Here is a 21,801-nt window from a genome sequence, read left to right on the forward strand (position 1 = left end):
CTCTGACAGGGGACTGTAGAGTAAATTCAGCTGACAGCCGCAGCAGGCTGAGTACTGCGCGGACGACGGGAGCGACGGCGCGCCTGCGCACTGCCCGCAGGCCGCTGACCATCCTTATGCTCCTTGTGCGGGCGCGACTGGCCGCGGTTACTGCCACTGCGACGCCCCGGTTTTTTGGCACCCTTGCTCTCCGGTAGCGGATGCACCGGCTCAAAGCCCTCTATTGTCCGACGCTCAACAGTCTGGCGAATCAAACGCTCAATCCCGATCAAAAACTCGAGCTCTTCCTCACACACCAGGGAAACCGCTTGCCCCTTTGCGCCGGCACGCCCGGTACGACCAATACGGTGCACGTAATCTTCAGACACATTGGGCAGCTCGAAATTCACGACCTGCGGCAACTGGTCAATATCCAGTCCGCGCGCCGCAATATCGGTCGCAACCAGCGTGGTGATGGCGCCGGATTTGAAATCAGCCAAGGCACGCGTCCGCGCACCCTGACTCTTGTTGCCGTGAATGGCTGCTGCCTTGACGCCAAAGCCTTCCAGATAGCGTGTCAGCTTGTTGGCACCATGCTTGGTTTTGGTGAAAACCAGTACCTGCTCCCACTGATTTTCGCCAATCAGCTTCAACAGCAACTCCGGCTTGCGCTTCTTGTCGACCGGACACAGCCACTGCGTAACGGTATCTGCTGTGCTGTTCCCTGGATTCACAGAGACCTCAACTGGATCGTTCACAATACCTTGGGCCAGCTTGCGAATCGGATCGGAGAACGTAGCCGAAAACATCAGGTTCTGACGTCGCTTGGGCATCAGATTTAGAATCTTGCGGATATCGTTGATGAACCCCATATCCAGCATTCGATCCGCTTCATCCAGCACCAGGATCTCAAGCTGATCAAAACGCACGGCATTTTGCTGATACAGATCCAGCAAGCGCCCCGGCGTAGCGACCAGCACATCGACGCCGCCCCGCAAACGCATCATCTGCGGATTGATCTTGACCCCGCCAAACACCACTGCAGAGCGCAGCTTGAGGTTCTGGCCATAAATGGACACGCTTTCGCCCACCTGTGCGGCCAGTTCACGCGTTGGCGTCAACACCAGCGCACGCACCTGGTTGCCCCGAGCAGGCTTGCCTGCCATCAGGCGTTCCAGCATGGGCAACGTGAAACCGGCGGTCTTACCCGTACCCGTCTGTGCGGCCGCCATGACATCCCGTCCGGCCAGAACAGCCGGAATCGCCTGCTCCTGAATCGGTGAAGGGGTACTGTAGCCCTGATCAGCTACTGCTTTCAGCAAAGGAGCAGACAGCCCCAGAGAAGCAAAACTCATGCAACAATAATCTCTTGATTTACAACAGAAATATCCGACAGACCGTCGAGAGGCGACGCAGAGGTGAGAAATGTCCGGGATATCGAGGACTGCAAGCTTACAGGAGAGCAGCGCCGCCCGCCATCTCAATCTGGGAACCTGTCAGCCTCCTCGCGCTCTGTTATGATATGCACCGACAGACGTGTCGACGCGGTGATTGATCCGGGCTTCCGGCTTCAAAACACGTTAAGCGATTATCATAACCAATTGTTTTTAAAGGACTCCACATGAACGTCGAAAGCTTTAACTTCAACCACACCAAAGTTGTGGCACCCTATGTCCGCCTGGTCGGTGTGACCGAAGGCAAGCAGGACCGGGTCCACAAATATGATGTCCGTTTTTGCCAGCCCAATCAGGCACACATGCCGATGCCCTCGCTGCACTCGCTGGAGCACATGATTGCCGAGCTGATTCGTAACCACCTGGATTGTGTGCTGGATTTCAGCCCGATGGGCTGCCAGACCGGCTTCTACCTCTCGGTACTGAATCACGACGACTACAACGAAATTCTGGATGTATTCGCACGCACACTGGAAGATGTGCTGGTTGCCACTGAAGTACCCGCCTGCAACGAATTACAGTGTGGCTGGGCTGCGAGCCACGACCTTGAAGGCGCCAAGGCCGTTGCGCGCGACATGCTAAGTCGACGCGAAGATTGGCCACAGGTTTTTGCTGACGAAAACGATCCGGACAACTGGCTGTCCTGATTCGTTTCCGGTTACCGCTGCGCGACGGCAGCGGTAACCGGATATCCCTTTTTTGCTGACGAAAACGATCCGGACAACTGGCTGTCCTGATTCGTTTCCGGTTACCGCTGCGCGACGGCAGCGGTAACCGGATATCCCTCTCTCCAACCCAGACGCTCGAACAACTCCCGCACGTCATCCCCCACTCCCGCCTGAATATTGAGGCGACAACCGCTGACAGGATGCTCGAACTCGATGCCCACGGCCATCAGCAACAGCCGATGACTATCGAGATGCTCGCGAAACAGTCGGTTATGACGCCCCTCTCCATGCTTGGTATCGCCCACGATCGGATGCAAGATATGCTTCATGTGGCGTCGGATTTGATGTTTTCGCCCGGTTGTGGGCTTGACTTCAACCAGCGAATAGCGCGCTTCGGGATAGCGGCCGACCGGAATCGGCAGCGCAACCTTGGCAATGCGCCGGTAAGCTGAAACTGCGTCCTGCGCTTCCTTGTCGGGGTTAGCGTGGGGCTCGGCGATCTTGTCGTGAATCGGCTTGAGCGCATAGTCAATCACGCCTTCCTCATCGGCCCATCCACGCACCACACACAGATAAGTTTTCTGCACCTGCCGCTCGGCAAATTGCTGCTGAAGACTGTGAGCAACGGCCTTGTTGCGAGCAAATAGAATGACGCCAGACGTGGCGCGGTCCAACCGATGCACCGTGTGAACCGTCTCGTTCGGGTAGCGCAGTTTCAGCTGAGCAGCCAGGTTGGGCGTGCGGGCCGGCGCAATCCAGCTGGGATGAACCAGCAAGCCGGCAGGTTTATTGACGGCAACAAGGTATTCATCCTCGTAGAGAATTTCCAGGCTAGCAGTATCGGACACGGGGAACTCGCAGACGGCAGGCATGTCAGAGAAAAGAATGGCGGAGGGACAGGGATTCGAACCCTGGGAGCCTCTCGACTCGTCGGTTTTCAAGACCGGTGCTTTCGACCACTCAGCCATCCCTCCGCACAAATAGAAATTCTACTGGGAATCTTTTTGATGTCAAATCATCAAAACTATTGAAAATCACCAACAAACCCTCATCATTGCAAACAAGAAGGAAATCAATAAGAGGTTCATGATGGATAACACTCGTACGCTTGAAGCCCGCTCTTCACAGGCGGTATTGGAGACCAACAAGGTCATCCGCAACACCTATATGCTGCTGTCGATGACACTGGTATTCAGTGCCGTCACGGCGGGTATCTCCATGGCGATCAACCCTCCGTTCATGGTGTATCTGGGCAGCGTATTGCTCAGCTTTGTACTGCTGTTCGTCATCAACCGCAAGCAGAACAGTGCCGCCGCACTGCCGCTGACCTTTGCCTTTACCGGTCTGCTGGGCTTTGGCCTGGGTCCGATTCTGAACCACTACCTGGCCATGGCCAACGGTAGTGAAATTGTGCTGACCGCCATGGGTATGACCGCAGCTACTTTCCTGGGTCTGTCGGCATACGTCCTGAGCTCGCGCAAGAACTTCAGCTTCATGGGCGGTTTCCTGGCCGCCGGCTCTATGATTCTGATCATTGCCATGATCGCGCTGTTCATCCTGCCACTATTCGGTGTTGATATTTCCGGCATTCAGCTGGCCTTCTCCGCCGCCGTGGTACTGCTGATGTCCGGTTTCATCCTGTATGACACCAGCAACATCGTGAACGGGCACTACACCAACTACGTCATAGCCACTGTTGGCCTTTACCTGAGCATCTATAACCTGTTTGTACACCTGCTCAGCCTGGTTGGCGCCTTCAGCGACGACTGATCGCGCCTGCTAAACCAGCCCCGCAATCTGCTAGGATAGCGGGGCTTTTTTATTTCGGATTGAAGCCACCGATGATCTTTACCCTCGTGATTCATACTGCACCCTATCAGGCACCCGCCGCCGGTACGGCACTGCGCTTTGCCCGCGCCGCCCTGGACGCGGGACACAGCATTTACCGCGTGTTTTTCTATCGTGACGGTGTTCACAACGCGACAAGCCTCGCAGCCCCGCCGCGCGATGAGCAGCATATCCCGCAACAATGGCAGGCCTTGGCGGAGCAGCATGATCTCGACCTGGTTGTCTGCATTGCCGCTGCCGTGCGCCGAGGCATCATGGATGACAACGAAGCCAAGCGGCATGAAAAAAATGCGGCCAACCTGGCAACCGGCTTCGAGTTGTCGGGACTGGGTCAGCTGATTGAAGCGACACAGGCGTCCGACCGAGTGATTACCTTTGGAGGCATGCGATGAGCCAAAAGCCCGTTCTGATTATCTCGCGGTCCGCTCCTTTCGCCTCATCGTCAGCGCGCGATGCAATAGATATCGCGCTCAGCGCAGCCATCTTCGATCTCCCGGTGAGCCTATTGCTGCTGGATGATGCCGTGCTGCAGCTGCTGCCGGGCCAGGATGGTACGCCGATCAGCGAGAAAACCTCTCACGCCATGCTCGGGGCACTGCCGATGTATGACATCGAAACGCTCTACACGAGTGAAGACAGTCTTGCCCTGCACGGCCTGAGCGCTGCCGAGCTGTTACCTGAGCCGGAAGTCCTGAACACGCAGCAACTACAACAGCTGATCAGTCATCACCCGGTGGTATTGACGCTATGACGCTCCATATTCTCAATCGCTCGCCCAGCGACAAGGGCATTTTCAACAGCTACCAAGCAGCATTGACCGCTGACGATACTCTCCTGTTGATCGAGGAAGCCGTCTACTGGATACTGCCACACCATTCTGCATCCCTGTCCGGGCTGCCGGCACGGGTTGTGGTGCTGGCACCTGACAGGGCCGCCAGAGGGGTTACCAAAGGTGAATACGAAGAAGTCGACGATGCCGGCTTCGTCATGCTCACCCTTGAACACGAACGTACTCTGAGCTGGTTTTGATATGCACCTGATTGTAAACGACGTTGAAATCCTTCTGGATGATGAGGGCTATCTCTACGATCTTGAACAGTGGAGCCCGGATGTCGCGCTTCAGCTGGCGAAAGACGATGGCCTGACGCTCACGGAGGCCCATTGGGAAGTGATTCATGTGTTGCGCGACTTCTACCGCCAGTATCAGCTTTCCCCCGCCATGCGCCCGCTAGTAAAGGCGGTGGGTATCGCCCTGGGCAAGGACAAAGGGCGCAGTATTTACCTGATGCAGCTGTTTCCGGGCAGTCCGGCCAAGGTTGCGGCCCGCCTGGCCGGCCTGCCCAAACCGGAAAATTGCCTGTGACTCACGCTTTGAAATTTGCCGCTAATCTAAGCCTGCTGTTCACCGAATACCCGCTGCCGGAGCGCTTCGCGGCCGCCCGCAAAGCCGGGTTTGATGCTGTGGAAGTCCAGTTTCCGTACTCCTTGCCACTGGATGATATTGCCGCTGCACTGGCGCGATACCGGTTGCAGCTGGTTTTGATCAACATCCCTGCAGGGAATTGGGCCCAGGGTGAGCGCGGGCTGGCCTGCCTGCCCGAGCGTGAAGCGGAGTTTGCAGCGGGTCTGGAGCAGGCCCTGCACTGGGCACGCGCACTGGGGGTTGGCAAACTTAACTGCCTGGCCGGCGTACCGCCCGAGGAGGCCGATACCGACCAGGTGCAAGCAACACTTGAAGCGAATCTACAGCTGGCCGCTCGACACTGCCATGACAACGGTATCCAGCTGATGATCGAAGCCATCAACACCGAGGATATTCCCGGTTTCTGGCTGCATTCCAGCCACCAGGTGCTCGAGCTGATCGAACGCTTGAAGCTGCCCTCAACGGCGCTGCAGTATGACGTGTATCACATGCAGATCATGGAAGGCAATCTGATCTCGACTTTGAAGCAAAATGCAGACAAAATCGGTCACATACAAATTGCCGATGTGCCCGGCCGCCATGAGCCCGGCAGCGGTGAAATCAATTACCCCAATCTATTCAAGGCGCTTGAGCAAATGGGCTACAGCGGCCATATTAGCCTTGAGTACAACCCGCAAACGACCACTGAAGCCGGTCTAGGCTGGTTGAAACACTGGACGATACAGGACAGAACGCCATGAGCTTGAATTCAGCGGCTGAATATTTAAAAACCCTTCAGGATGGTCAACAGGCCGAATCGGATCACTCGCGACGCTCACAACAGGAAGAAGTCGTTTATCACCAGTGGGCGACCTTCCGTGTCGATAACGAGCTGTATGGCATCGACGTCATGCAGGTCAAGGAAGTGCTTCGCTTCAGCGAGATCACGCCGGTACCCGGCGCCGACAGCTCCATCCTGGGCATTATCAACCTGCGCGGCAATGTGGTCACGGTCATTGATACTCGCCAGATGTTCGGACTGCCGCTGGTGCCCTACGATGACGAAACTCGCGTGATCGTGGTGGAGTTCAATGAGCAGGAAGTGATCGGCCTGGTGGTGGACAGTGTCGATGAGGTCATTAATCTGCCGCACAACGACGTGGACCGTGCGCCCAGCGTCAGTGGCGACGACTCCACCAAGCGCTTTGTGCAGGGCGTGTGCTACTACAACAACATCCTGATCATTCTGCTTGATCTGACCAAGATGCTGCTCAGCATTACGCCATTGACCGAAGAAGAGCTACTCAGCGGCAATTATTGAGCCGTAGGTGATTCGGCCTCAGCGGGCAAGCAATGCCACTGAGGCCCGGCCCCGAAATCTCGTCTTTTGCCTGCTTCAGGCTTAGAAGCGGCCCTGATACAGCGGTATATCCCTTGATTGGGCGTACTCGATCGCCTGGTCGATCTCGGTCAGCATGCGGGCCTTGTCCTTGCCCAGCACCCCCTTCAATACCAGGCGATTGGACACATGGTCGCTGCGAAAGATGGTTTGTGATAGCTCGGTCGCCGCAATCAGCGTGCGCATTTCCTGAAACAGCCCCTGAGCATCCAACGGCTGGAACTGACCGCCATAGCCATCCTGCACGCGCTGCTCGGCGTCACGACGGAAAAACAAAACCAGCGTCGCCAGATATTCAGGCTGTACCAGGTTCACAAGACGGGCGGACTCGCGTGCATGTGATTCCGAATGCATACGACCACCTGCACCGTTGATCAGCATGACAGAACGCTTCATCCCCGCCTCTTTCGCTTTCAACAGGGCTTCGGCCGTGGAGTCAAAGGTCTCACCCTTGTCGAACGCTTCCAGAACCCGGTTGCAGCCGCTTTCGGCACCCATGTACATCAGACTCAAACCCAATTCACGCAACTGTGCGAGTTCTGCAACCGTTTTGTTTTTCAGGTTGGACGGCAGGCAGTAGGCCGACACGCGGCGCACATTTGGCAGGTAAGTTTTGATCGCCTGCAGTATTGTGCTCAATCTTCGCACGGACAGCGCCATGGCATCGCCATCGGCCAGAAACACGCGCCGGACCCAGGGCATGGATGCGCCACAGCGCTGAATCTCGGCAATGACGTCGGCCTCGGCCTTGGGACGAAAGCGCTTGTGCTCATCCGTGTACATGTCACAGAAGGTACAGCGGTTCCAGCTGCAGCCATTGGTGACCTGCAGGATGAGTGAATCCGCCTCGCTGGGCGGGCGGAAGACCGGCTCGATGTAGTCAAAGGGGGGCTGATGATACATAAGACTCAGCGGGTACGCTTGAAGAGCCGATAAAAGTTGGCAGTAGTCTGCTCCGCCACGGCTTCGACGGGGACGCCTTTGAGTTCAGCCACGCAGGCGGCCACATCCGCCACGTAGGCAGGCTGGTTCTGCTTGCCACGAAACGGCACCGGGGCCAGATAGGGTGAATCCGTCTCAACCAGCATGCGATCCAGGGGTACCGCCTTGACCACTTCACGCAGCTCGGCCGCGTTGCGGAAGCTGATGATGCCGGAGAACGAAATCATGTAACCCAGATCCAACGCCGCCTTGGCCATTTCAAGCGACTCGGTGAAGCAGTGCAACACCCCTGCCGAGTTGGTGTTACCGTGTTCACGAATCAGTTTCAGCGTATCTTCTCGAGCGTCACGTGTGTGCACGATAACCGGCAGATCCAGCTCACCGGCCAGTTCCAGATGACCGGCAAAGCTGGCCTGCTGCTGTTCACGCGTTTCCTGCGAATAATGGTAGTCAAGGCCCGTCTCGCCCAATGCCACTACGCGCGGATCGGCCGCCAGCTGCCGCAGACGACTGGCGTCGAACGGGCACTCTTCGATATGAAGCGGATGAATACCGGCCGAAAACCATACATTATCGAAGTGACTGGCACTGGCACGCATGCTGTCGTACCGGTTCAAATCGACACAGACACACAGCATCTGCTCAACGTTACGCGCACGCGCGGCGCTGATCACGTTGTCCATGCTGTCGTCATGCTTGCTCAGGTCCAGCATATCCAGGTGACAGTGCGAATCTATTAACATGGTGCCTCTACTAACGTTGTCTTGATGGGTTACAGCGTGTTGGTACGGCGACCAGATCCATCCATGCCGGCCAGATAGGTTTCAATCTTGCGTACCAGGGCCGAGTCATCGCCTGACAGCTGAATGCCGATACCGGGGGTACGTCCGCCCTGCGCCGCTTTCGGCGTTACCCAGATCACCTTGCCGGTTACCGGCACCTTGTCCGGCTCGTCCATCAGCATCAGCAGCATGAACACCTCTTCCCCCAACTGATAGGTACGCGTTGTGGGAATGAACAGGCCACCGTTGGTCACGAAAGGCATGTACGCCTTGTACAGGCTTTCCTTGTTATCGATCGTCAGCGACAGTATGCCGTGGCTGATCCGCGGGATGATGGACATGGGCTCAACACTCCTATGTTTTTCGTGCCAGGCCAGACCATTGCAGCAGCAAACGCTCAAGCAGCAACTGCCGATTGGGGTTCTGGCGCAACATCAGGCTGACCCTCTCCTCCTGGATTCGGTCAGCCAATGCAAAGATTTTAATACTGCTGGCCTGCTTGGCAAGCGCCTGCAGCATGCGCTTCATATCTGGATTGACTGCCGGTTCCGAGAGACCGGCCAGCTGCATGCGCACAATGTCGCTGAGCAGGCTGTTTAACCAGTCGAGGCATTGTAGCAGGTCGAACTTGCTCATCTGTAGAGCCAGATCAGTAACTGAGACACGGTCTCGCAGCAGATCCGCAAGCCCGGTCATCAGCTTCTTGCGCTGCTCCAGCAGATCACCCTCATAAAGCTGACGCGCCCTCAAGGGGGCGCCATGACACAGACGCAACAGCTGCTCTGCCCGATCAGCTTCCAGGCCCAGAGTTTCGGCCAACCAGGCAGACGCATCGGCCGGGGATGGCGTTGCAAAATCGATGCGCTGGCAACGGCTGCGAATGGTTGCCATCAACTGCCCCGGCTGATGACACACCAGCAATAGCAGCGTTCTGTCACCCGGCTCTTCCAGGATTTTCAGCAACGCATTGGCTGATGAGGTATTCAGCGCTTCCGCCGGCTCCATGATCACCACGCGGTAACCACCCTGTTGTGCGGTACTGTGCAGGTGATCGATCAGCGTACGCACCTGATCGACCTTGATCGGCTTGCCGACTCCCTCGGGGCCGATTCTGATCAGGTCCGGGTGATGACCCGCCTGACGCAGCTCACAGCTGTGACACTGCCCGCAGGGTGCTGACCCTAGAGGCGCATGACACAACAGCAGATTGGCCAGTCGTTCGGCAAAATCATATTTGCCCACACCCGCAGGGCCCGACAGCAACAGCGCATGCGGCAGACGATCGGCCTGCTGCTGTGCAATCAAGCGCTGCCACTGACGCTCGAACCAGGGGTACAGCTCGGCACTCATGCCGGTACCTCCAACACCCGTAGCAACGCCTGGCTGATCTGCTGTTGTACGTCCGGCAACGCCGGCGCGGCATCAATGACGGCAAAGCGGCCCGGGTCGGCGGCAGCACGCTGCAGGTAATGCTGCCTGACCGCCTCGAAGAAACGGCTTTTTTCCGACTCGAAACGGTCCGGTGCGCTGCGTGCACGCGCACGCTCAAGCCCGACACTGACCGGCAGGTCCAGCAACAGGGTAAGGTCGGGCTGCAGGCCGTCCTGAACCAGGTTTTCCAACACCTGGATCTGCGCGGTGTCCATGCCACGACCGCCACCCTGGTAGGCATAGGTTGCATCGGTAAAGCGATCGCATAATACCCACTTGCCCGCCGCAAGGGCCGGCTTGATGACCTGCTCAAGGTGCTGCGCTCGAGCAGCGAACATCAGCAACAACTCGGTCAGATCAGCAACTGGCTCTGCACGCGGCGTTAACAGCAGCGTACGTATGTCTTCAGCCAGAGGCGTACCGCCCGGCTCTCGGGTACGCAGCACCTCCAGCCCGGCGCTTTCCAGTGTCTGCTGCACGAAGTCAAGGTTGGTCGTTTTGCCAACGCCTTCGGTGCCTTCAACCGTGACAAAGCATCCTCTTGGCATCTGGTCAGTTCTCCGGTGATGAGCGATAGTCGGCTCGCCGCTGCAGCTGATAGCGGCGTACGGCTCGATTATGCTCTTGCAGCGAGCGTGAAAAATGGTGCGAACCGTCCCCCTTGGCCACAAAATACAGCGTCTTGCCGTCTGCCGGGTTCAAGGCCGCTGTAATGGCTTCACGCCCCACCAGTGCAATGGGGGTCGGCGGCAGTCCGTCGATGACATAGGTATTCCAAGGGGTCGGGCGGCGCAGGTCGGCACGGGTAATGTTGCCCTTGTAGCGCTCGCCCATGCCGTAAATGACCGTCGGATCCGTCTGCAGGCGCATGCCCCGCTGCAGGCGGCGGACAAACACACCGGCAATTTCACTGCGTTCAGAGGGCACCCCGGTTTCCTTTTCGATGATCGATGCCATGATCAGCGCTTCATAGGGACGCTTGTAGGGCAACGCTTTGTCACGCGCTTGCCAGGCAGCCTCGAGAACCTCTTTGAGGTCGTCGTGCGCTCGTTTGAGCAGCTGAAGGTCGGTCATGCCCCGCTGAAAATGGTAGGTCTCTGCCAGAAAAAGCCCCTCAACAGCCTCGGCATCACTCCCCAGCACTTTCAGCAGCTGGTCTTCACTCATGTCATCCAGCTCGTGCTTAAGGCGATCATTATCCAGCAGAGCGGCCTTGAGCTGCTTGAATGTAGACCCTTCGACCAGGGTAAAGGTGTAGTTGATGGTGTCCCCGTTGACGACCTTCTCCAACAGCTGCTGCAGGGTCAAGCCGGGCTCAAGCTGATACTCCCCCGCTTTAATGCCGGTAACCCAGGGTGTGCGGTAGGCTTCGGCCCGCAGCCACATGTGATGGTCGACCAGACCTTCCTCTTCCAGCTGTAGAGCAAAGCGACGAAACCAGGTACCTGGTTCGACTGTCAGCACACGCTCCTCAGCAAGTGGCAGCGGTGCACTCAGTACCTGTTGCAACTGCTGTAATGCAGCCCAGGCCGCTCCCATCAGCACTAAAGCCAATAGCAGACAGAAGAGAATGAATTTTTTCAGCATGAGGACATCCGTTGTTTAAGGGCTGACTGTAGATTTCGGGTATGCGGACCAACGGGATAGCGCACATCCCCAAGGCGCACGATCGGCCAGATACCGATCAGGCTGTTGCAGACCATCACTTCATCGGCCGACTCGACGCTGTCACGATCATACTGCCCGACTTCAACCTCGAGCCCAAGCTCCGGTGCCATGCTCAACAGTTGGGCACGGACAATCCCGGAGACACCCGCTTCGCTCAAGTCAGGCGTGCACAAGTGCTGCCCACGCACGAACAGCAAGTTGCTCATGGTCCCCTCGACCACTCGTCCAAGGGTGTCCAGAACCAGCCCCTCGCGGATGCCGGGGTCTCGCCACTCGTTGCGTGCCAGGACCTGTTCAAGGCGGTTAAGATGCTTGATGCCGCTCAAAAGGGGCTGACAGGCCAGGCGTGTCTGACACCAGCGCGCATGAATGCCGTCTTCGGGCATATCCGGATACACCGGCATCGGTGACAAGGACAGAATGCGACAGGGCTCGACAGGATCTGGCCTCAGGTAGCCACGGCCGCCCGAACCGGAGGTCACCATGATCTTAAGAACCGCCATGCCGGCGGGAAACTTCAACCGACCCAGATCCTGCTGCAACTGAGCCATGAGGTTATCGGTTGGAATGCCCAGACGAGCACAGCCGTCCAACAGGCGTTGCTGGTGCTGGGATAGGAAAATCGGCTTGCCATCCTGTACGGGCAGAGTCTCGAACAGGCCGTGGCCATAGGCAAGACCCCGATCGGTCGGAGCGACACACTCGGCAACCTGCCCGTTGATCAGCGTTTGTACCTGCATCCATCGCGGGAGGCCTGCGCCTCCCGTCTCCTCAGATACGGTTGAAGATCAGGGTACCGTTGGTACCGCCGAAACCGAAGGAGTTGGACATTGCGGCATCAATCGCGCACTCCTGCGCACTGTGAGCAACGTAGTTCAGGTCGCAGCCTTCAGACGGGTTATCCAAGTTGATGGTCGGAGGTGCCACCTGATCACGCAATGCCAGCACGCAAAAGGCTGCCTCAACGGCACCGGCCGCCCCCAGCAGGTGACCGATCATCGACTTGGTGGAGCTCATACGCACCTGCTCGGCAGCACTGCCCAGCACGCGCTTGGCCGCATTTGACTCGGCAATATCACCCGCCGGCGTGGACGTGCCGTGGGCGTTGATGTAGTTGATGCGTTCGACTGCAATCGCGGCATCATTGACCGCATTCTGCATGGACAATGCGGCACCGGCACCATCTTCCGGCGGCGCGGTCATGTGGAAGGCATCATCGGACATGCCAAAACCGGCCAGCTCGCAATAGATATGCGCACCGCGTGCCTTGGCATGCTCGTACTCTTCCAGAATCAGCACACCGGCGCCGTCACCGAGGACAAAACCATCACGGTCACGATCCCAGGGGCGGCTCGCAGCCGTCGGGTCATCGTTGCGCGTAGACAGTGCACGAGCAGCCGAGAAACCAGCCAGACCCAGCGGTGTGGTTGCCATCTCAGCACCACCGGCCACCATGACATCGGCATCACCGTACTGAATCATGCGCATGGCATGGCCGATGTTGTGCGTACCACTGGTACAGGCTGTGGTGATGGCAATGTTAGGGCCGCGGAAGCCGTACTTGATCGCCACATTACCGGAAATCATGTTGATGATGCTGCCCGGTACAAAGAACGGGGAAACACGACGTGCCCCGCTGGCATTCAGCGTGTCATGGGTTTTTTCGATCATCGGCAGACCGCCGATACCGGAACCGATGGCACAGCCGATACGATGCGAGTTGGCCTCAGTGGCTTCAATGCCGGAATCATCGATGGCCTGGGCTGCAGCGACCATTCCGTACTGAATGAACAGATCCATCTTGCGCGCTTCCTTCGCGCTCATGTAGGGATCCAGGTTGAAATCCTTTACCGATGCAGAGAAGCGTGTTGCGAACTGAGACGCGTCAAAAAACTCAATTGGCGCCACACCGCTTTTACCGGCCAGGATATTGTCCCAGGTGTCCTTCACGGCATTGCCTACGGGTGTCAGCAAACCGATACCGGTCACAACAACTTTTCTGCGAGACATCCTACTCCTCCAGCCTCCAAGGGCCTTACAAAAGAAAAGCCGCACTATATTCGCATATAGATGCGGCTTTTCGGCTAATTCTGTGGGGATTGATTACTGATGAGCGTTGATGTAATCGATCGCCAGCTGAACAGTTGTGATCTTCTCAGCTTCTTCGTCGGGAATTTCGGTTTCGAATTCCTCTTCCAGCGCCATAACCAGTTCAACCGTGTCCAGGGAGTCAGCGCCCAGGTCTTCGACGAAGGAAGCAGAGTTAACAACTTCTTCTTCTTTGACGCCCAGCTGTTCAGCGATGATCTTCTTTACGCGCTCTTCAATGTTACTCATATCTCTTCCTATTTTTTCTCAATACCATCACATCGCAGGATGCGACATGGAATTTTAGAAAACCCATTACGCTCTGGCAACTAGCGTGACGGTGTGAAATTTAATAACCCGTCAGCTGACGGCCAATTATCAACAAATCCGCGAAAAAAACAAATTTTTATGCCACTGATGCTGTTCCGCATCAGGACATATACATTCCGCCATTCACGTGAATCGTATCACCGGTGACATAAGCACCGCCATCACTCGCCAAAAAGCCGACAACGGCCGCGATCTCTTCCGGCTGACCAAGACGGTTCATCGGAATCTGAGCCTGCAGACTCTGCTTGTGCTCGTCAGCCAAGCCAGCGGTCATATCGGTATCGATGAAACCTGGTGCCACGCAGTTGACGGTAATGTTGCGTGAACCGACTTCACGGGCCAGCGCACGTGTAAAACCTTCCATGCCCGACTTTGCTGCCGCGTAGTTGGTTTGACCCGCATTTCCCATAGAGGCCACGACGGAGCTCACATTGACAATGCGCCCCCAGCGCGCTTTGGTCATACCACGCAGACAACCCTTAACGAGGCGATAGATGGAGTTGAGGTTGGTGTTGATTACACCGTCCCACTCGTCATCTTTCATGCGCATCAGGATGTTGTCCTTGGTGATACCAGCATTATTGACCAAAATCTCGATGGTACCGAAATCGGCTTGAATACCCTTCAACACCGCTTCGACAGACGCGGTATCCGCCACATCCAGCACCATGCCGATACCCTTGTTGCCGACTTCAGCCAGATAAGACGAGATGGCCTCCGCGCCCTTCTCGCTAGTGGCTGTTCCGACCACAATCGCGCCCTGCGCCGCCAGATTGGTGGCAATTGCCTTGCCGATACCCCGTGTTGCACCCGTCACCAGGGCAACCTTGCCTTCAATACTCATGATAGTTTCCTGATATCCGTTGAATTCAGCCCAGGGACTTTTCCAGACCGGCCGGATCGCTGATGGAAACGCCCACCAATGCGCGATCGATCTTCTTGTTCAGACCGGTCAGCACCTTGCCCGGACCACACTCAACCAGAGTTTCAACACCCTGAGCCGCCATAGACTGAACGGACGCCGTCCACAGTACCGGACTATACAGCTGAGCCAGCAGGTTGTTCTTCAGTTCTTCCAGGTCAGCCGCCACGGCCGCAGATACGTTCTGAACTACCGGCACTTCAGGCTGCTGCAGCGTGATGGAGGCCAGAACCTCTGCCAGCTGCTCCGCCGCAGGCTTCATCAACGCGCAGTGAGACGGTACGCTGACAGGCAAGGGAACGGCACGCTTGGCACCGGCAGCCTTGCAGGCCTCAATACCGCGTTCAACCGCCGCCTTTTCGCCCGCAATGACAACCTGTCCGGGACAGTTGTAATTGACAGGAGAAACAACGTCGCCCTGAGCGGCTTCTTTGCACGCCTTGGCAACGGCATCATCATCCAGGCCCAGAATGGCAGCCATTGCACCGCTGCCCGCGGGTACCGCCTGCTGCATGAACTCACCACGCGCCTTGACCAGGCGCACGCCGTCCGCCAGTGACAAGGCACCGGCACACACCAGCGCCGTGTACTCACCCAGGCTGTGGCCAGCCATGACGCAGGGCTTTTCGCCACCCTGCTCCTGCCACAAGCGCCACAGCGCAACACCTGCCGCCAAAAGCGCCGGCTGCGTGTTTTCAGTGCTGTTCAGAGCCTCTTCCGGCCCCTCCTGAGTCATCTGCCAGAGATCAAACCCGAGCACCTCGGAGGCTTCGGCAAAAGTCTGCTGAATGACCGGGTGTGCGGCGGCAAGCTCTGAGAGCATCCCCAGCTGCTGCGAACCCTGGCCGGGAAAAACGAAAGCAAGCGTTTGCGACATGGCTTCCCCATACTGTACTAGTGACATTCATACTGCGATTCATGCAAGCGAAACGCAGCCAATAAAGGCCGTAAGTGTACAACATTCGGGAATAATTAGAACGCCCCGCAACCCTCAGGTGCCGGACGGATCGTGCAGGTAGCGCTCCAGCCGCTCGCTGATGCGGGCGGGTATATTCATCTCGGCTTCTGAGACAGCCTGATCAATGGCGTGACCAAAGCAGTGACTGCCGGCACTGCCATGACTCTTGACGACAATGCCCTGCAACCCTAAAAGACTGGCCCCATTGCGACGCCCCGGGTCGAGCTGCTGCTGCAGCTCTTTCAACACCGGACGAGCCAGCAATGCCAGGGCGCGCCGATATAAGCTGCGAGTAAAACTTTGCTTGAGTTTGCTGCTGACCAGTCGCGACAAACCTTCGCAACTTTTCAGGGCAATATTGCCCACGAAGCCGTCGCACACCACCAGGTCGGCCTCACCACTAAACACCCCGTCTCCCTCGATGAAACCGATATAATTGAGTTCGGGCTGCTCTTTCAGAAGGCGTGACGCCAGTTTGACCTGCTCGTTACCCTTGATCTCCTCAGCACCGATATTCAACAAGGCCACACGCGGAGAGTTGATGCGTTCGACCGCACGCACCATGACCGACCCCATGATGGCAAACTGCAGCAGATGCTCCGCTGAACAGTCAACATTGGCCCCAAGGTCCAGCATATGGCTATGACCTGTTACGGTCGGAATGGCAGATGTAATCGCCGGCCGGTCAATACCGGGCAGCATCTGCAGAATACCACGACCCAATACCATCAACGCTCCCGTATTGCCGGCGCTGACACAGGCCCGGGCACGGCCCTCAGCAACACTCTGCAAAGCGATATACATGGATGAGTCCTGGCGACGACGCAGGGCAAAAGTGGGACGCTCATCCATAGCCACGACCGAGTCGGCATGAACAAGTTCAATGCGCTCAAGGATGCCATGGTCACAGCGCACTATTAGAGGGGAAATGATGTGGCTATCGCCGACCAACAGAATACTCAAGGAGGGGTGACGCTTGAGAGCGTCCAGTGCAGCAGGCACTGTAACGCGGGGACCGAAGTCCCCGCCCATTGCATCAACAGCGATGCAATAACGAACCGTCAAGCTTACTCGTCGCCTTTGGCAACAACCTGACGACCGCGGTAGAAACCGTCAGCGCTGACGTGGTGACGACGGTGAGTTTCACCGGTAGTTGCGTCTACAGCCAGAGTCGGGTTGCTCAGCGCATCGTGGGAACGGCGCATATCACGCTTTGAACGAGACTTTTTGTTCTGCTGTACTGCCATGGTATATAGCTCCTGGTTTAACTCTTATCGGCCTTTTCTTTAAGCTGGGCCAATACACTGAAGGGGTTGGGTTTTTCTTCCTGCGTCCGGGCCGTTTCCACGTCGCCGAACGAGGTCTGAATACTGCAGTCATCATGATACGGGACCAGCGGCAGACTCAGCATCAGCTCGTCCTCAATGACTGGCAGCAGTTCAATCTCGTCCGTTTCCAAGATCAGCGGATCATAGTAACGGGGCAAATTCTGTGCCTGCTCTTCGGTCAATGCAACCGCAAGATTCAGTGTGGCATCAAGCTCGACACTGACGGGCTCAAGGCAGCGCTGGCACGTCATGCTGACGACACCGTGCATCTCACCACTGAGCACCCGCAGGCCCTGTTCATCCTTGGCAAACCCGACTTCGACGTCGATGTTACCGCTGTCATCGCACAGGAAGGAGGTAAGGCGCGGCATGTCAGAAACAGCGGCTGGGCCTTTGAATACTACTTCCCGCTCGGCGAGTTTGCGAGGGTCAACTTTTTTCGGTAATGGACCGTACGACATAAGCGCGCAATTCTATGGTCAGAACCCCTTGCTGTCAAAGAAAATAGGGGTTTAAGTAATTTAAATCAGGGTTAATATGATACCAGAAACATTTAACAGTCGTGGTCCAAAAGGAAAAATCATGTTACCCACCCTTGTACTCGCCTCCAGTTCTCCCTGGCGAAGGGAAATTCTGGACAAACTGGGCCTGCCCTATCGCACCAAACACCCGGAAATAGACGAGACGGCACTGGCGAACGAGAGCGCCGCAGTGCTAGTGTCGCGCCTGGCCGAAGAAAAAGCCAGAGCTGTGGGCAGAAGCTTCCCGGACGCGCTGGTTATCGGCTCCGACCAAGTCGCTGTATTGGACGACCAGATCATCGGCAAGCCCGGCACACATGACCGTGCGACCGAACAGCTGAAGGCTGCCTCGGGGCGCTCGGTCACCTTCCTGACCGGCCTGTGTCTGCTCAATACGCGCACCGGCCACTGCCAAGTCGATACCGTGCCGTATCAGGTGCATTTCAGGCCGCTGGACGATGATCTGATTGAAGGTTACCTGCAGCATGAACAGCCCTATAACTGCGCAGGCAGCTTTCGCTCCGAAGGCAGCGGTATTGTCCTGTTCGAGCGTCTGGAAGGCGACGACCCGAACACCCTGGTTGGCCTGCCCCTGATTCGCTTGGTACGAATGCTGGAAGCCGAGGGTGTTCGTCCGTTCTAGTTGCGATCAGCGCAGCTGATACTCATCCTGCAGACCCAACTGCAGAGACAACTCCTTGGCAACACCGATACCGAGGCGCTCGACCAGGCGATCAAGCGCCTGCGGTCGCGCCGTGTAATCCACCAGCTTTTCGGCACCGACGATCTCGCGTGCAACCATGGAACTGCTGCCAAGCCCATCAATCAGGCCCAGTTCCAGCGCCTGCTCACCCGTCCAAACCAGACCGGAAAACACTTCGTCACCGCCCTTGAGGCGATCACCGCGCCCTTTTCTGACCTGATCGATAAACTGCTGATGAGTAGTATTCAGCACCGTTTGCCAGAATTCACGATCATCGTCCTTGAGTGGCGAGAAGGGATCCAGAAAGGCCTTGTTATCCCCGGCCGTCAGCGTGCGACGCTCCACACCCAGCTTGTCGATCAAATCAACAAAGCCGAAACTGGATGAAATCACACCAATGGAGCCCACCAGACTGGCCTTGTCCGCATAAATTTCGTCAGCGGCAGCCGCGATATAATAGGCACCGGATGCACCAATATCCGCAATGACCGCATATACCTTCTTTTCAGGGTGCAGCGCACGCAGGCGCTTGATCTCGTCATACACGTAACCGGACTGAACCGGGCTACCGCCGGGGCTATTGATGCGAAGAATGACCGCCTGGCTTTTTTCGGCCTCGAAGGCATTGCGCAAGGCCCGGATGATGCCGTCAGCACTGGCCTCCTCGTCATCCATGATCGGCCCCTTGACTTCAACAATGGCGGTATGTGCCTGAGGCACCATTTTATCGGCGTCCAGCTGCTTGCCGAACCAGAAGATCCCCAACAGGCTGAACAGGTATACAAACGTCAGCAACTTGAAGAATATGCCCCAGCGTCGTGCGCGACGATGCTCGACATGCAGGCTGCTGACCACCTTTTCGATAAGGCGCCACTCTTTCTGCGTGGATGGCCGTTGCAGCGACGCCTCGCCCGACTCCCGCTGACGCTCCGGCTCGCGAGAGCCGGCCGCACCTTCTTCACCCCAATGATTCTCGCTCACGATATTCCCTCACTTCAGATAGTTTGCGCTGAAAGACCGTCGAGCCAGGCTTCCAGTTCCGCAAAATGATGAATCTCACAGGCCGGCTCAAGCACCTTGAGACGGTCAATGTGATGGGCGCCATAACTGACCGCGACGGTATCCATACCCGCGCGCCGCCCCATTTCCAGATCGTATTCGGTATCCCCGATCATGAGCGCATGACGGCGGTCGACACCGGTTTCGACCAGCAGCTCGTGCAGCATGTGCGGATCCGGCTTGGACGTCGTCTCATCGGCGCAGCGGCTGGTTTCGAACAGCGCGCCGATACCGGTCTCGGCAAATACATGCTCCAGCCCCTTGCGACTCTTGCCGGTAGCCACGGCCAGTCGATACCCCTTGGCCTTGAGGCTTTCAAGTGTATGCTGCACTCCCGGAAACAGGGCTGTCGGTGTCTCATCAGCGCCCAGGTAATAATGCCCATAGCGCTCGCGCATCGGCTCGATAATGTGATCACCCTCGCCCGGGAACAGCGCCTGGATCGCCTCCGGAAGGCCAAGGCCGATGATATCCCTGGAGGCTTCCCAGGTCGGTACCGGAAGATCGAGATCTTTGGCAGCAGCACGGATGCTGGATGCAATTCGCTGGGTCGAATCAATAATGGTACCGTCCCAATCGAAAATCAGTAGCTTATACAAGCTTAGCTCCTTTGCGGTTCAGCCGCGTGATCAGTTTTCCTGACGGGTTGGCCAGATCAGCAACTCGCCTACATCCACATGCGCCGGCTGCTCGAGTGCGTAGACAACCGCATTGGCAATGTCATCCGGCTTGAGCATGGCCGCTTCATCGCCGTACATGTTGCTTTTGACAATACCGCGAATCTTGTCATGGCCAATACTGTCTGGCAGCTCGGTATCGACTGAGCCGGGCTGAATATCGGTCACGCGCACCCCGAAGCGAATCGCTTCTTTGCGCAAGGTTTCGGAAATGGCCCGCACCGCATGCTTGGTACCGGCATAGACACCGGCACTCGGGTAGGTGACACGTGCCGCAATGGAGCTGACATTGATGATATGACCCTGCTTGCGCTCGGCCATGCCGGAATAGACGGCATGAATGGCATAGAGCACACCCTTGATGTTCACATCGATCATCTGATCCCACTCGTCCACTCGGCCATTGATGATAGGGCTGATCGGCATGGTACCCGCGTTATTGATCAGGATATCAATACCGCCCTGCTCGGCCAGTGTCACAGCCAGTGCTTCCATGGCCGCACGATCACTGACATCCACCGGTGCCACATGCACGTTGACCCCCAGCTCACGCAGCTCTGCAGCCAATTCATGCAAGCGCTCGGCACGGCGCGCAGAGATCACCACATCCGCGCCCTGCTGAGCCAAGCGACGCGCAACCGACTGACCGATACCCGAGCTTGCCCCGGTAATCCAGGCCCGCTTTCCTTTGAATTTCATTACTGTACCCAATACTGTTGAATGGATTTCATGATGGCAATGGCGCCTATTCTGACCCATGCCGCCCGGCAGCGTCCACTGACGCCAGAATGCAAAAAACCGCTGACGCGAGCGGCAGCGGCTTGAGGATCGGCGATTCAGACAACCTTAACGGTGCTTGAAGTCCGGCTTGCGTTTCTCGGCAAAGGCATTCATGCCCTCGGCACAGTCCTCGAAGGCAAACGTGGACTGGAACGCATGACGCTCGTGACGCAGACCATCCGCCAAATGCGCACTGACCGCCATGTTGACCGACTGCTTGATCATGGCCACGGCGGGCGCCGAGTTGGACGCGATCTTGCGTGCGGTCTTGAATGCCGCTTCCAACAACGTCTCGGCCGGCACAATCCGTGATACCAGACCGCTGCGTTCGGCTTCCTCGGCATCCATCATGCGCCCGGTCAGGCACATTTCCATCGCCTTCGCTTTGCCCACCGCCTTGGTCAGGCGCTGAGTGCCACCGGCACCGGGCATGGTGCCGATGCCGATTTCGGGCTGACCGAACTTCGCCGTGTCAGCTGCGATGATGAAGTCGCAGGCCATGGCCATTTCACAGCCGCCGCCCAGGGCAAAACCCGCCACGGCCGCAATCACCGGCTTGCGGGCTTCGTCGATGGCTCGCCAGCAGTCACGCTTTACATACGGAAAATCAAGGCCGTACAGAGAGGCGAAGTCATGTTCCTTCATCTCCTTGATATCGGCCCCTGCTGCAAACACCTGCTCACCGCCGGTGAGCAGGATGCAGCGAACACCTGCATCCGCTTCCAGCGCATCGATGGCCTGACCCAGCTCGGACGTCAGCTGCAGGTTGAGCGCATTCATCGCCTTGGGGCGGTTGAGCGTAACGATGCCAACACCGTCACGCTGCTCCACCTGTATGGTTTCAAATTCCATTACCGGCTCC

29 protein-coding genes and 1 tRNA gene are annotated in these 21,801 nt (G+C 57.2%); 9 read left to right on the forward strand and 21 right to left on the reverse strand.

What is annotated here, in order from left to right:
* Positions 1-26: 26 nt before the first annotated feature.
* The gene (locus tag KTN04_RS00490) at positions 27-1,334 is read right to left on the reverse strand and encodes a DEAD/DEAH box helicase (RefSeq protein ID WP_217333245.1); all 1,308 of its coding nucleotides are present in this window, start codon (positions 1,332-1,334) and stop codon (positions 27-29) included.
* Positions 1,335-1,600: 266 nt separating this feature from the next.
* On the opposite strand from KTN04_RS00490, the gene KTN04_RS00495 reads away from it, so the two are divergent.
* Entirely contained in the window at positions 1,601-2,080 is a 480-nt protein-coding gene (locus KTN04_RS00495) for an S-ribosylhomocysteine lyase (RefSeq protein WP_217333246.1), read from the forward strand.
* A gap of 101 nt (positions 2,081-2,181) precedes the next feature.
* Here the strand turns inward: KTN04_RS00495 and KTN04_RS00500 are convergent, their stop codons facing one another.
* Together KTN04_RS00500 and KTN04_RS00505 are read right to left on the reverse strand one after the other, a co-directional pair.
* Positions 2,182-2,949, reverse strand: a complete 768-nt coding sequence (locus KTN04_RS00500) for a pseudouridine synthase (RefSeq protein WP_328515940.1) — start codon at positions 2,947-2,949, stop codon at positions 2,182-2,184.
* Positions 2,950-2,987: 38 nt separating this feature from the next.
* Positions 2,988-3,075 (reverse strand) — tRNA-Ser (locus KTN04_RS00505).
* A gap of 115 nt (positions 3,076-3,190) precedes the next feature.
* Here KTN04_RS00505 and KTN04_RS00510 point away from each other — a divergent pair.
* The 7 genes from KTN04_RS00510 (at position 3,191) to KTN04_RS00540 (ending at position 6,672) form a co-directional block, all read left to right on the forward strand.
* A complete protein-coding gene (locus KTN04_RS00510; RefSeq protein WP_217333248.1) occupies positions 3,191-3,871 on the forward strand; it encodes a Bax inhibitor-1/YccA family protein in 681 nt (226 codons plus the stop codon).
* 71 nt (positions 3,872-3,942) lie between these two features.
* On the forward strand, positions 3,943-4,341 hold the full coding sequence (gene tusD / locus KTN04_RS00515; protein WP_217333249.1) for a sulfurtransferase complex subunit TusD: 399 nt from the start codon (positions 3,943-3,945) through the stop codon (positions 4,339-4,341).
* Positions 4,338-4,700: a sulfurtransferase complex subunit TusC gene (gene tusC / locus KTN04_RS00520; RefSeq protein ID WP_217333250.1), complete on the forward strand. Its 363-nt coding sequence runs from the start codon at positions 4,338-4,340 to the stop codon at positions 4,698-4,700. Before tusD ends, tusC begins: the two co-directional genes overlap by 4 nt.
* Positions 4,697-4,978, forward strand: a complete 282-nt coding sequence (gene tusB, locus KTN04_RS00525) for a sulfurtransferase complex subunit TusB (protein ID WP_217333251.1) — start codon at positions 4,697-4,699, stop codon at positions 4,976-4,978. The genes tusC and tusB overlap by 4 nt, the downstream gene beginning before the upstream one ends.
* 1 nt (position 4,979) lies before the next feature.
* Positions 4,980-5,312: a TusE/DsrC/DsvC family sulfur relay protein gene (locus tag KTN04_RS00530; protein WP_217333252.1), complete on the forward strand. Its 333-nt coding sequence runs from the start codon at positions 4,980-4,982 to the stop codon at positions 5,310-5,312.
* Positions 5,309-6,112: a hydroxypyruvate isomerase family protein gene (locus KTN04_RS00535; RefSeq protein ID WP_328515941.1), complete on the forward strand. Its 804-nt coding sequence runs from the start codon at positions 5,309-5,311 to the stop codon at positions 6,110-6,112. The genes KTN04_RS00530 and KTN04_RS00535 overlap by 4 nt, the downstream gene beginning before the upstream one ends.
* Positions 6,109-6,672, forward strand: coding sequence for a chemotaxis protein CheW (locus KTN04_RS00540; protein ID WP_217333253.1), 564 nt, complete (start codon positions 6,109-6,111; stop codon positions 6,670-6,672). The genes KTN04_RS00535 and KTN04_RS00540 overlap by 4 nt, the downstream gene beginning before the upstream one ends.
* A gap of 81 nt (positions 6,673-6,753) precedes the next feature.
* On the opposite strand, the gene KTN04_RS00545 is transcribed toward KTN04_RS00540, so the two are convergent.
* The 14 genes from KTN04_RS00545 to KTN04_RS00610 form a co-directional block, all read right to left on the reverse strand.
* Complete coding sequence (locus tag KTN04_RS00545) at positions 6,754-7,653, reverse strand: radical SAM protein (protein WP_217333254.1); 900 nt, start codon at positions 7,651-7,653, stop codon at positions 6,754-6,756.
* A 5-nt stretch (positions 7,654-7,658) separates the two neighbouring features.
* Complete coding sequence (locus tag KTN04_RS00550) at positions 7,659-8,435, reverse strand: TatD family hydrolase (RefSeq protein ID WP_217333255.1); 777 nt, start codon at positions 8,433-8,435, stop codon at positions 7,659-7,661.
* A 29-nt stretch (positions 8,436-8,464) separates the two neighbouring features.
* Positions 8,465-8,815 carry a PilZ domain-containing protein gene (locus tag KTN04_RS00555; RefSeq protein WP_217333256.1) on the reverse strand — a complete coding sequence of 117 codons (351 nt, stop codon included), beginning with the start codon at positions 8,813-8,815 and terminating at the stop codon, positions 8,465-8,467.
* Between the two features lie 13 nt (positions 8,816-8,828).
* The gene (locus KTN04_RS00560) at positions 8,829-9,824 is read right to left on the reverse strand and encodes a DNA polymerase III subunit delta' (protein WP_217333257.1); all 996 of its coding nucleotides are present in this window, start codon (positions 9,822-9,824) and stop codon (positions 8,829-8,831) included.
* Positions 9,821-10,453 (reverse strand): dTMP kinase, encoded by a 633-nt coding sequence (gene tmk / locus KTN04_RS00565; protein WP_217333258.1) that lies wholly within the window; start codon positions 10,451-10,453, stop codon positions 9,821-9,823. The genes KTN04_RS00560 and tmk overlap by 4 nt, the downstream gene beginning before the upstream one ends.
* Positions 10,454-10,457: 4 nt before the next feature.
* The gene (gene mltG, locus KTN04_RS00570) at positions 10,458-11,492 is read right to left on the reverse strand and encodes an endolytic transglycosylase MltG (protein ID WP_217333259.1); all 1,035 of its coding nucleotides are present in this window, start codon (positions 11,490-11,492) and stop codon (positions 10,458-10,460) included.
* Positions 11,486-12,313 (reverse strand): aminodeoxychorismate lyase, encoded by an 828-nt coding sequence (pabC, locus tag KTN04_RS00575; RefSeq protein ID WP_217333260.1) that lies wholly within the window; start codon positions 12,311-12,313, stop codon positions 11,486-11,488. The genes mltG and pabC overlap by 7 nt, the downstream gene beginning before the upstream one ends.
* Before the next feature lie 31 nt (positions 12,314-12,344).
* Positions 12,345-13,583 carry a beta-ketoacyl-ACP synthase II gene (fabF, locus tag KTN04_RS00580; protein ID WP_217333261.1) on the reverse strand — a complete coding sequence of 413 codons (1,239 nt, stop codon included), beginning with the start codon at positions 13,581-13,583 and terminating at the stop codon, positions 12,345-12,347.
* Between the two features lie 93 nt (positions 13,584-13,676).
* The gene (gene acpP / locus KTN04_RS00585; RefSeq protein WP_010323864.1) at positions 13,677-13,910 is read right to left on the reverse strand and encodes an acyl carrier protein; all 234 of its coding nucleotides are present in this window, start codon (positions 13,908-13,910) and stop codon (positions 13,677-13,679) included.
* Between the two features lie 181 nt (positions 13,911-14,091).
* Positions 14,092-14,835, reverse strand: a complete 744-nt coding sequence (fabG, locus tag KTN04_RS00590) for a 3-oxoacyl-ACP reductase FabG (RefSeq protein ID WP_217333262.1) — start codon at positions 14,833-14,835, stop codon at positions 14,092-14,094.
* A 25-nt stretch (positions 14,836-14,860) separates the two neighbouring features.
* Positions 14,861-15,790 (reverse strand): ACP S-malonyltransferase, encoded by a 930-nt coding sequence (gene fabD, locus KTN04_RS00595; protein ID WP_217333263.1) that lies wholly within the window; start codon positions 15,788-15,790, stop codon positions 14,861-14,863.
* A 114-nt stretch (positions 15,791-15,904) separates the two neighbouring features.
* A complete protein-coding gene (gene plsX / locus KTN04_RS00600) occupies positions 15,905-16,936 on the reverse strand; it encodes a phosphate acyltransferase PlsX (RefSeq protein WP_254262271.1) in 1,032 nt (343 codons plus the stop codon).
* 2 nt (positions 16,937-16,938) lie between these two features.
* Positions 16,939-17,118 (reverse strand): 50S ribosomal protein L32, encoded by a 180-nt coding sequence (gene rpmF / locus KTN04_RS00605; RefSeq protein WP_217333264.1) that lies wholly within the window; start codon positions 17,116-17,118, stop codon positions 16,939-16,941.
* 17 nt (positions 17,119-17,135) lie between these two features.
* Positions 17,136-17,570 carry a YceD family protein gene (locus KTN04_RS00610; protein ID WP_254262272.1) on the reverse strand — a complete coding sequence of 145 codons (435 nt, stop codon included), beginning with the start codon at positions 17,568-17,570 and terminating at the stop codon, positions 17,136-17,138.
* A 211-nt stretch (positions 17,571-17,781) separates the two neighbouring features.
* Here KTN04_RS00610 and KTN04_RS00615 point away from each other — a divergent pair, with 211 nt between their 5' ends.
* On the forward strand, positions 17,782-18,363 hold the full coding sequence (locus tag KTN04_RS00615) for a Maf family protein (protein ID WP_217333266.1): 582 nt from the start codon (positions 17,782-17,784) through the stop codon (positions 18,361-18,363).
* A gap of 6 nt (positions 18,364-18,369) precedes the next feature.
* Here the strand turns inward: KTN04_RS00615 and sppA are convergent, their stop codons facing one another.
* The 4 genes from sppA to KTN04_RS00635 form a co-directional block, all read right to left on the reverse strand.
* On the reverse strand, positions 18,370-19,404 hold the full coding sequence (gene sppA, locus KTN04_RS00620) for a signal peptide peptidase SppA (RefSeq protein ID WP_217333267.1): 1,035 nt from the start codon (positions 19,402-19,404) through the stop codon (positions 18,370-18,372).
* A 14-nt stretch (positions 19,405-19,418) separates the two neighbouring features.
* A complete protein-coding gene (locus KTN04_RS00625) occupies positions 19,419-20,081 on the reverse strand; it encodes an HAD family hydrolase (RefSeq protein ID WP_217333268.1) in 663 nt (220 codons plus the stop codon).
* Positions 20,082-20,111: 30 nt separating this feature from the next.
* Complete coding sequence (locus KTN04_RS00630; protein ID WP_217333269.1) at positions 20,112-20,858, reverse strand: SDR family oxidoreductase; 747 nt, start codon at positions 20,856-20,858, stop codon at positions 20,112-20,114.
* Positions 20,859-21,005: 147 nt separating this feature from the next.
* Entirely contained in the window at positions 21,006-21,791 is a 786-nt protein-coding gene (locus KTN04_RS00635; protein ID WP_217333270.1) for an enoyl-CoA hydratase-related protein, read from the reverse strand.
* Between the last annotated feature and the right edge of the window lie 10 nt (positions 21,792-21,801).

The sequence above is a fragment of the Marinobacterium weihaiense genome (genome assembly GCF_019061305.1).
Lineage (GTDB): Bacteria > Pseudomonadota > Gammaproteobacteria > Pseudomonadales > Balneatricaceae > Marinobacterium > Marinobacterium weihaiense.

Coding starts and splice junctions, on each gene's coding strand:
- KTN04_RS00490 (WP_217333245.1), bottom strand. CDS start 1,334: ATGAGTTTTGCTTCTCTGGGGCTGTCTGCTCCTTTGCTGAAAGCAGTA.
- KTN04_RS00495 (WP_217333246.1), top strand. CDS start 1,601: ATGAACGTCGAAAGCTTTAACTTCAACCACACCAAAGTTGTGGCACCC.
- KTN04_RS00510 (WP_217333248.1), top strand. CDS start 3,191: ATGGATAACACTCGTACGCTTGAAGCCCGCTCTTCACAGGCGGTATTG.
- tusD (WP_217333249.1), top strand. CDS start 3,943: ATGATCTTTACCCTCGTGATTCATACTGCACCCTATCAGGCACCCGCC.
- tusC (WP_217333250.1), top strand. CDS start 4,338: ATGAGCCAAAAGCCCGTTCTGATTATCTCGCGGTCCGCTCCTTTCGCC.
- tusB (WP_217333251.1), top strand. CDS start 4,697: ATGACGCTCCATATTCTCAATCGCTCGCCCAGCGACAAGGGCATTTTC.
- KTN04_RS00530 (WP_217333252.1), top strand. CDS start 4,980: ATGCACCTGATTGTAAACGACGTTGAAATCCTTCTGGATGATGAGGGC.
- KTN04_RS00540 (WP_217333253.1), top strand. CDS start 6,109: ATGAGCTTGAATTCAGCGGCTGAATATTTAAAAACCCTTCAGGATGGT.
- KTN04_RS00545 (WP_217333254.1), bottom strand. CDS start 7,653: ATGTATCATCAGCCCCCCTTTGACTACATCGAGCCGGTCTTCCGCCCG.
- KTN04_RS00550 (WP_217333255.1), bottom strand. CDS start 8,435: ATGTTAATAGATTCGCACTGTCACCTGGATATGCTGGACCTGAGCAAG.
- KTN04_RS00555 (WP_217333256.1), bottom strand. CDS start 8,815: ATGTCCATCATCCCGCGGATCAGCCACGGCATACTGTCGCTGACGATC.
- KTN04_RS00560 (WP_217333257.1), bottom strand. CDS start 9,824: ATGAGTGCCGAGCTGTACCCCTGGTTCGAGCGTCAGTGGCAGCGCTTG.
- tmk (WP_217333258.1), bottom strand. CDS start 10,453: ATGCCAAGAGGATGCTTTGTCACGGTTGAAGGCACCGAAGGCGTTGGC.
- mltG (WP_217333259.1), bottom strand. CDS start 11,492: ATGCTGAAAAAATTCATTCTCTTCTGTCTGCTATTGGCTTTAGTGCTG.
- pabC (WP_217333260.1), bottom strand. CDS start 12,313: ATGCAGGTACAAACGCTGATCAACGGGCAGGTTGCCGAGTGTGTCGCT.
- fabF (WP_217333261.1), bottom strand. CDS start 13,583: ATGTCTCGCAGAAAAGTTGTTGTGACCGGTATCGGTTTGCTGACACCC.
- acpP (WP_010323864.1), bottom strand. CDS start 13,910: ATGAGTAACATTGAAGAGCGCGTAAAGAAGATCATCGCTGAACAGCTG.
- fabG (WP_217333262.1), bottom strand. CDS start 14,835: ATGAGTATTGAAGGCAAGGTTGCCCTGGTGACGGGTGCAACACGGGGT.
- fabD (WP_217333263.1), bottom strand. CDS start 15,790: ATGTCGCAAACGCTTGCTTTCGTTTTTCCCGGCCAGGGTTCGCAGCAG.
- rpmF (WP_217333264.1), bottom strand. CDS start 17,118: ATGGCAGTACAGCAGAACAAAAAGTCTCGTTCAAAGCGTGATATGCGC.
- KTN04_RS00610 (WP_254262272.1), bottom strand. CDS start 17,570: ATGCCGCGCCTTACCTCCTTCCTGTGCGATGACAGCGGTAACATCGAC.
- KTN04_RS00615 (WP_217333266.1), top strand. CDS start 17,782: ATGTTACCCACCCTTGTACTCGCCTCCAGTTCTCCCTGGCGAAGGGAA.
- KTN04_RS00630 (WP_217333269.1), bottom strand. CDS start 20,858: ATGAAATTCAAAGGAAAGCGGGCCTGGATTACCGGGGCAAGCTCGGGT.
- KTN04_RS00635 (WP_217333270.1), bottom strand. CDS start 21,791: ATGGAATTTGAAACCATACAGGTGGAGCAGCGTGACGGTGTTGGCATC.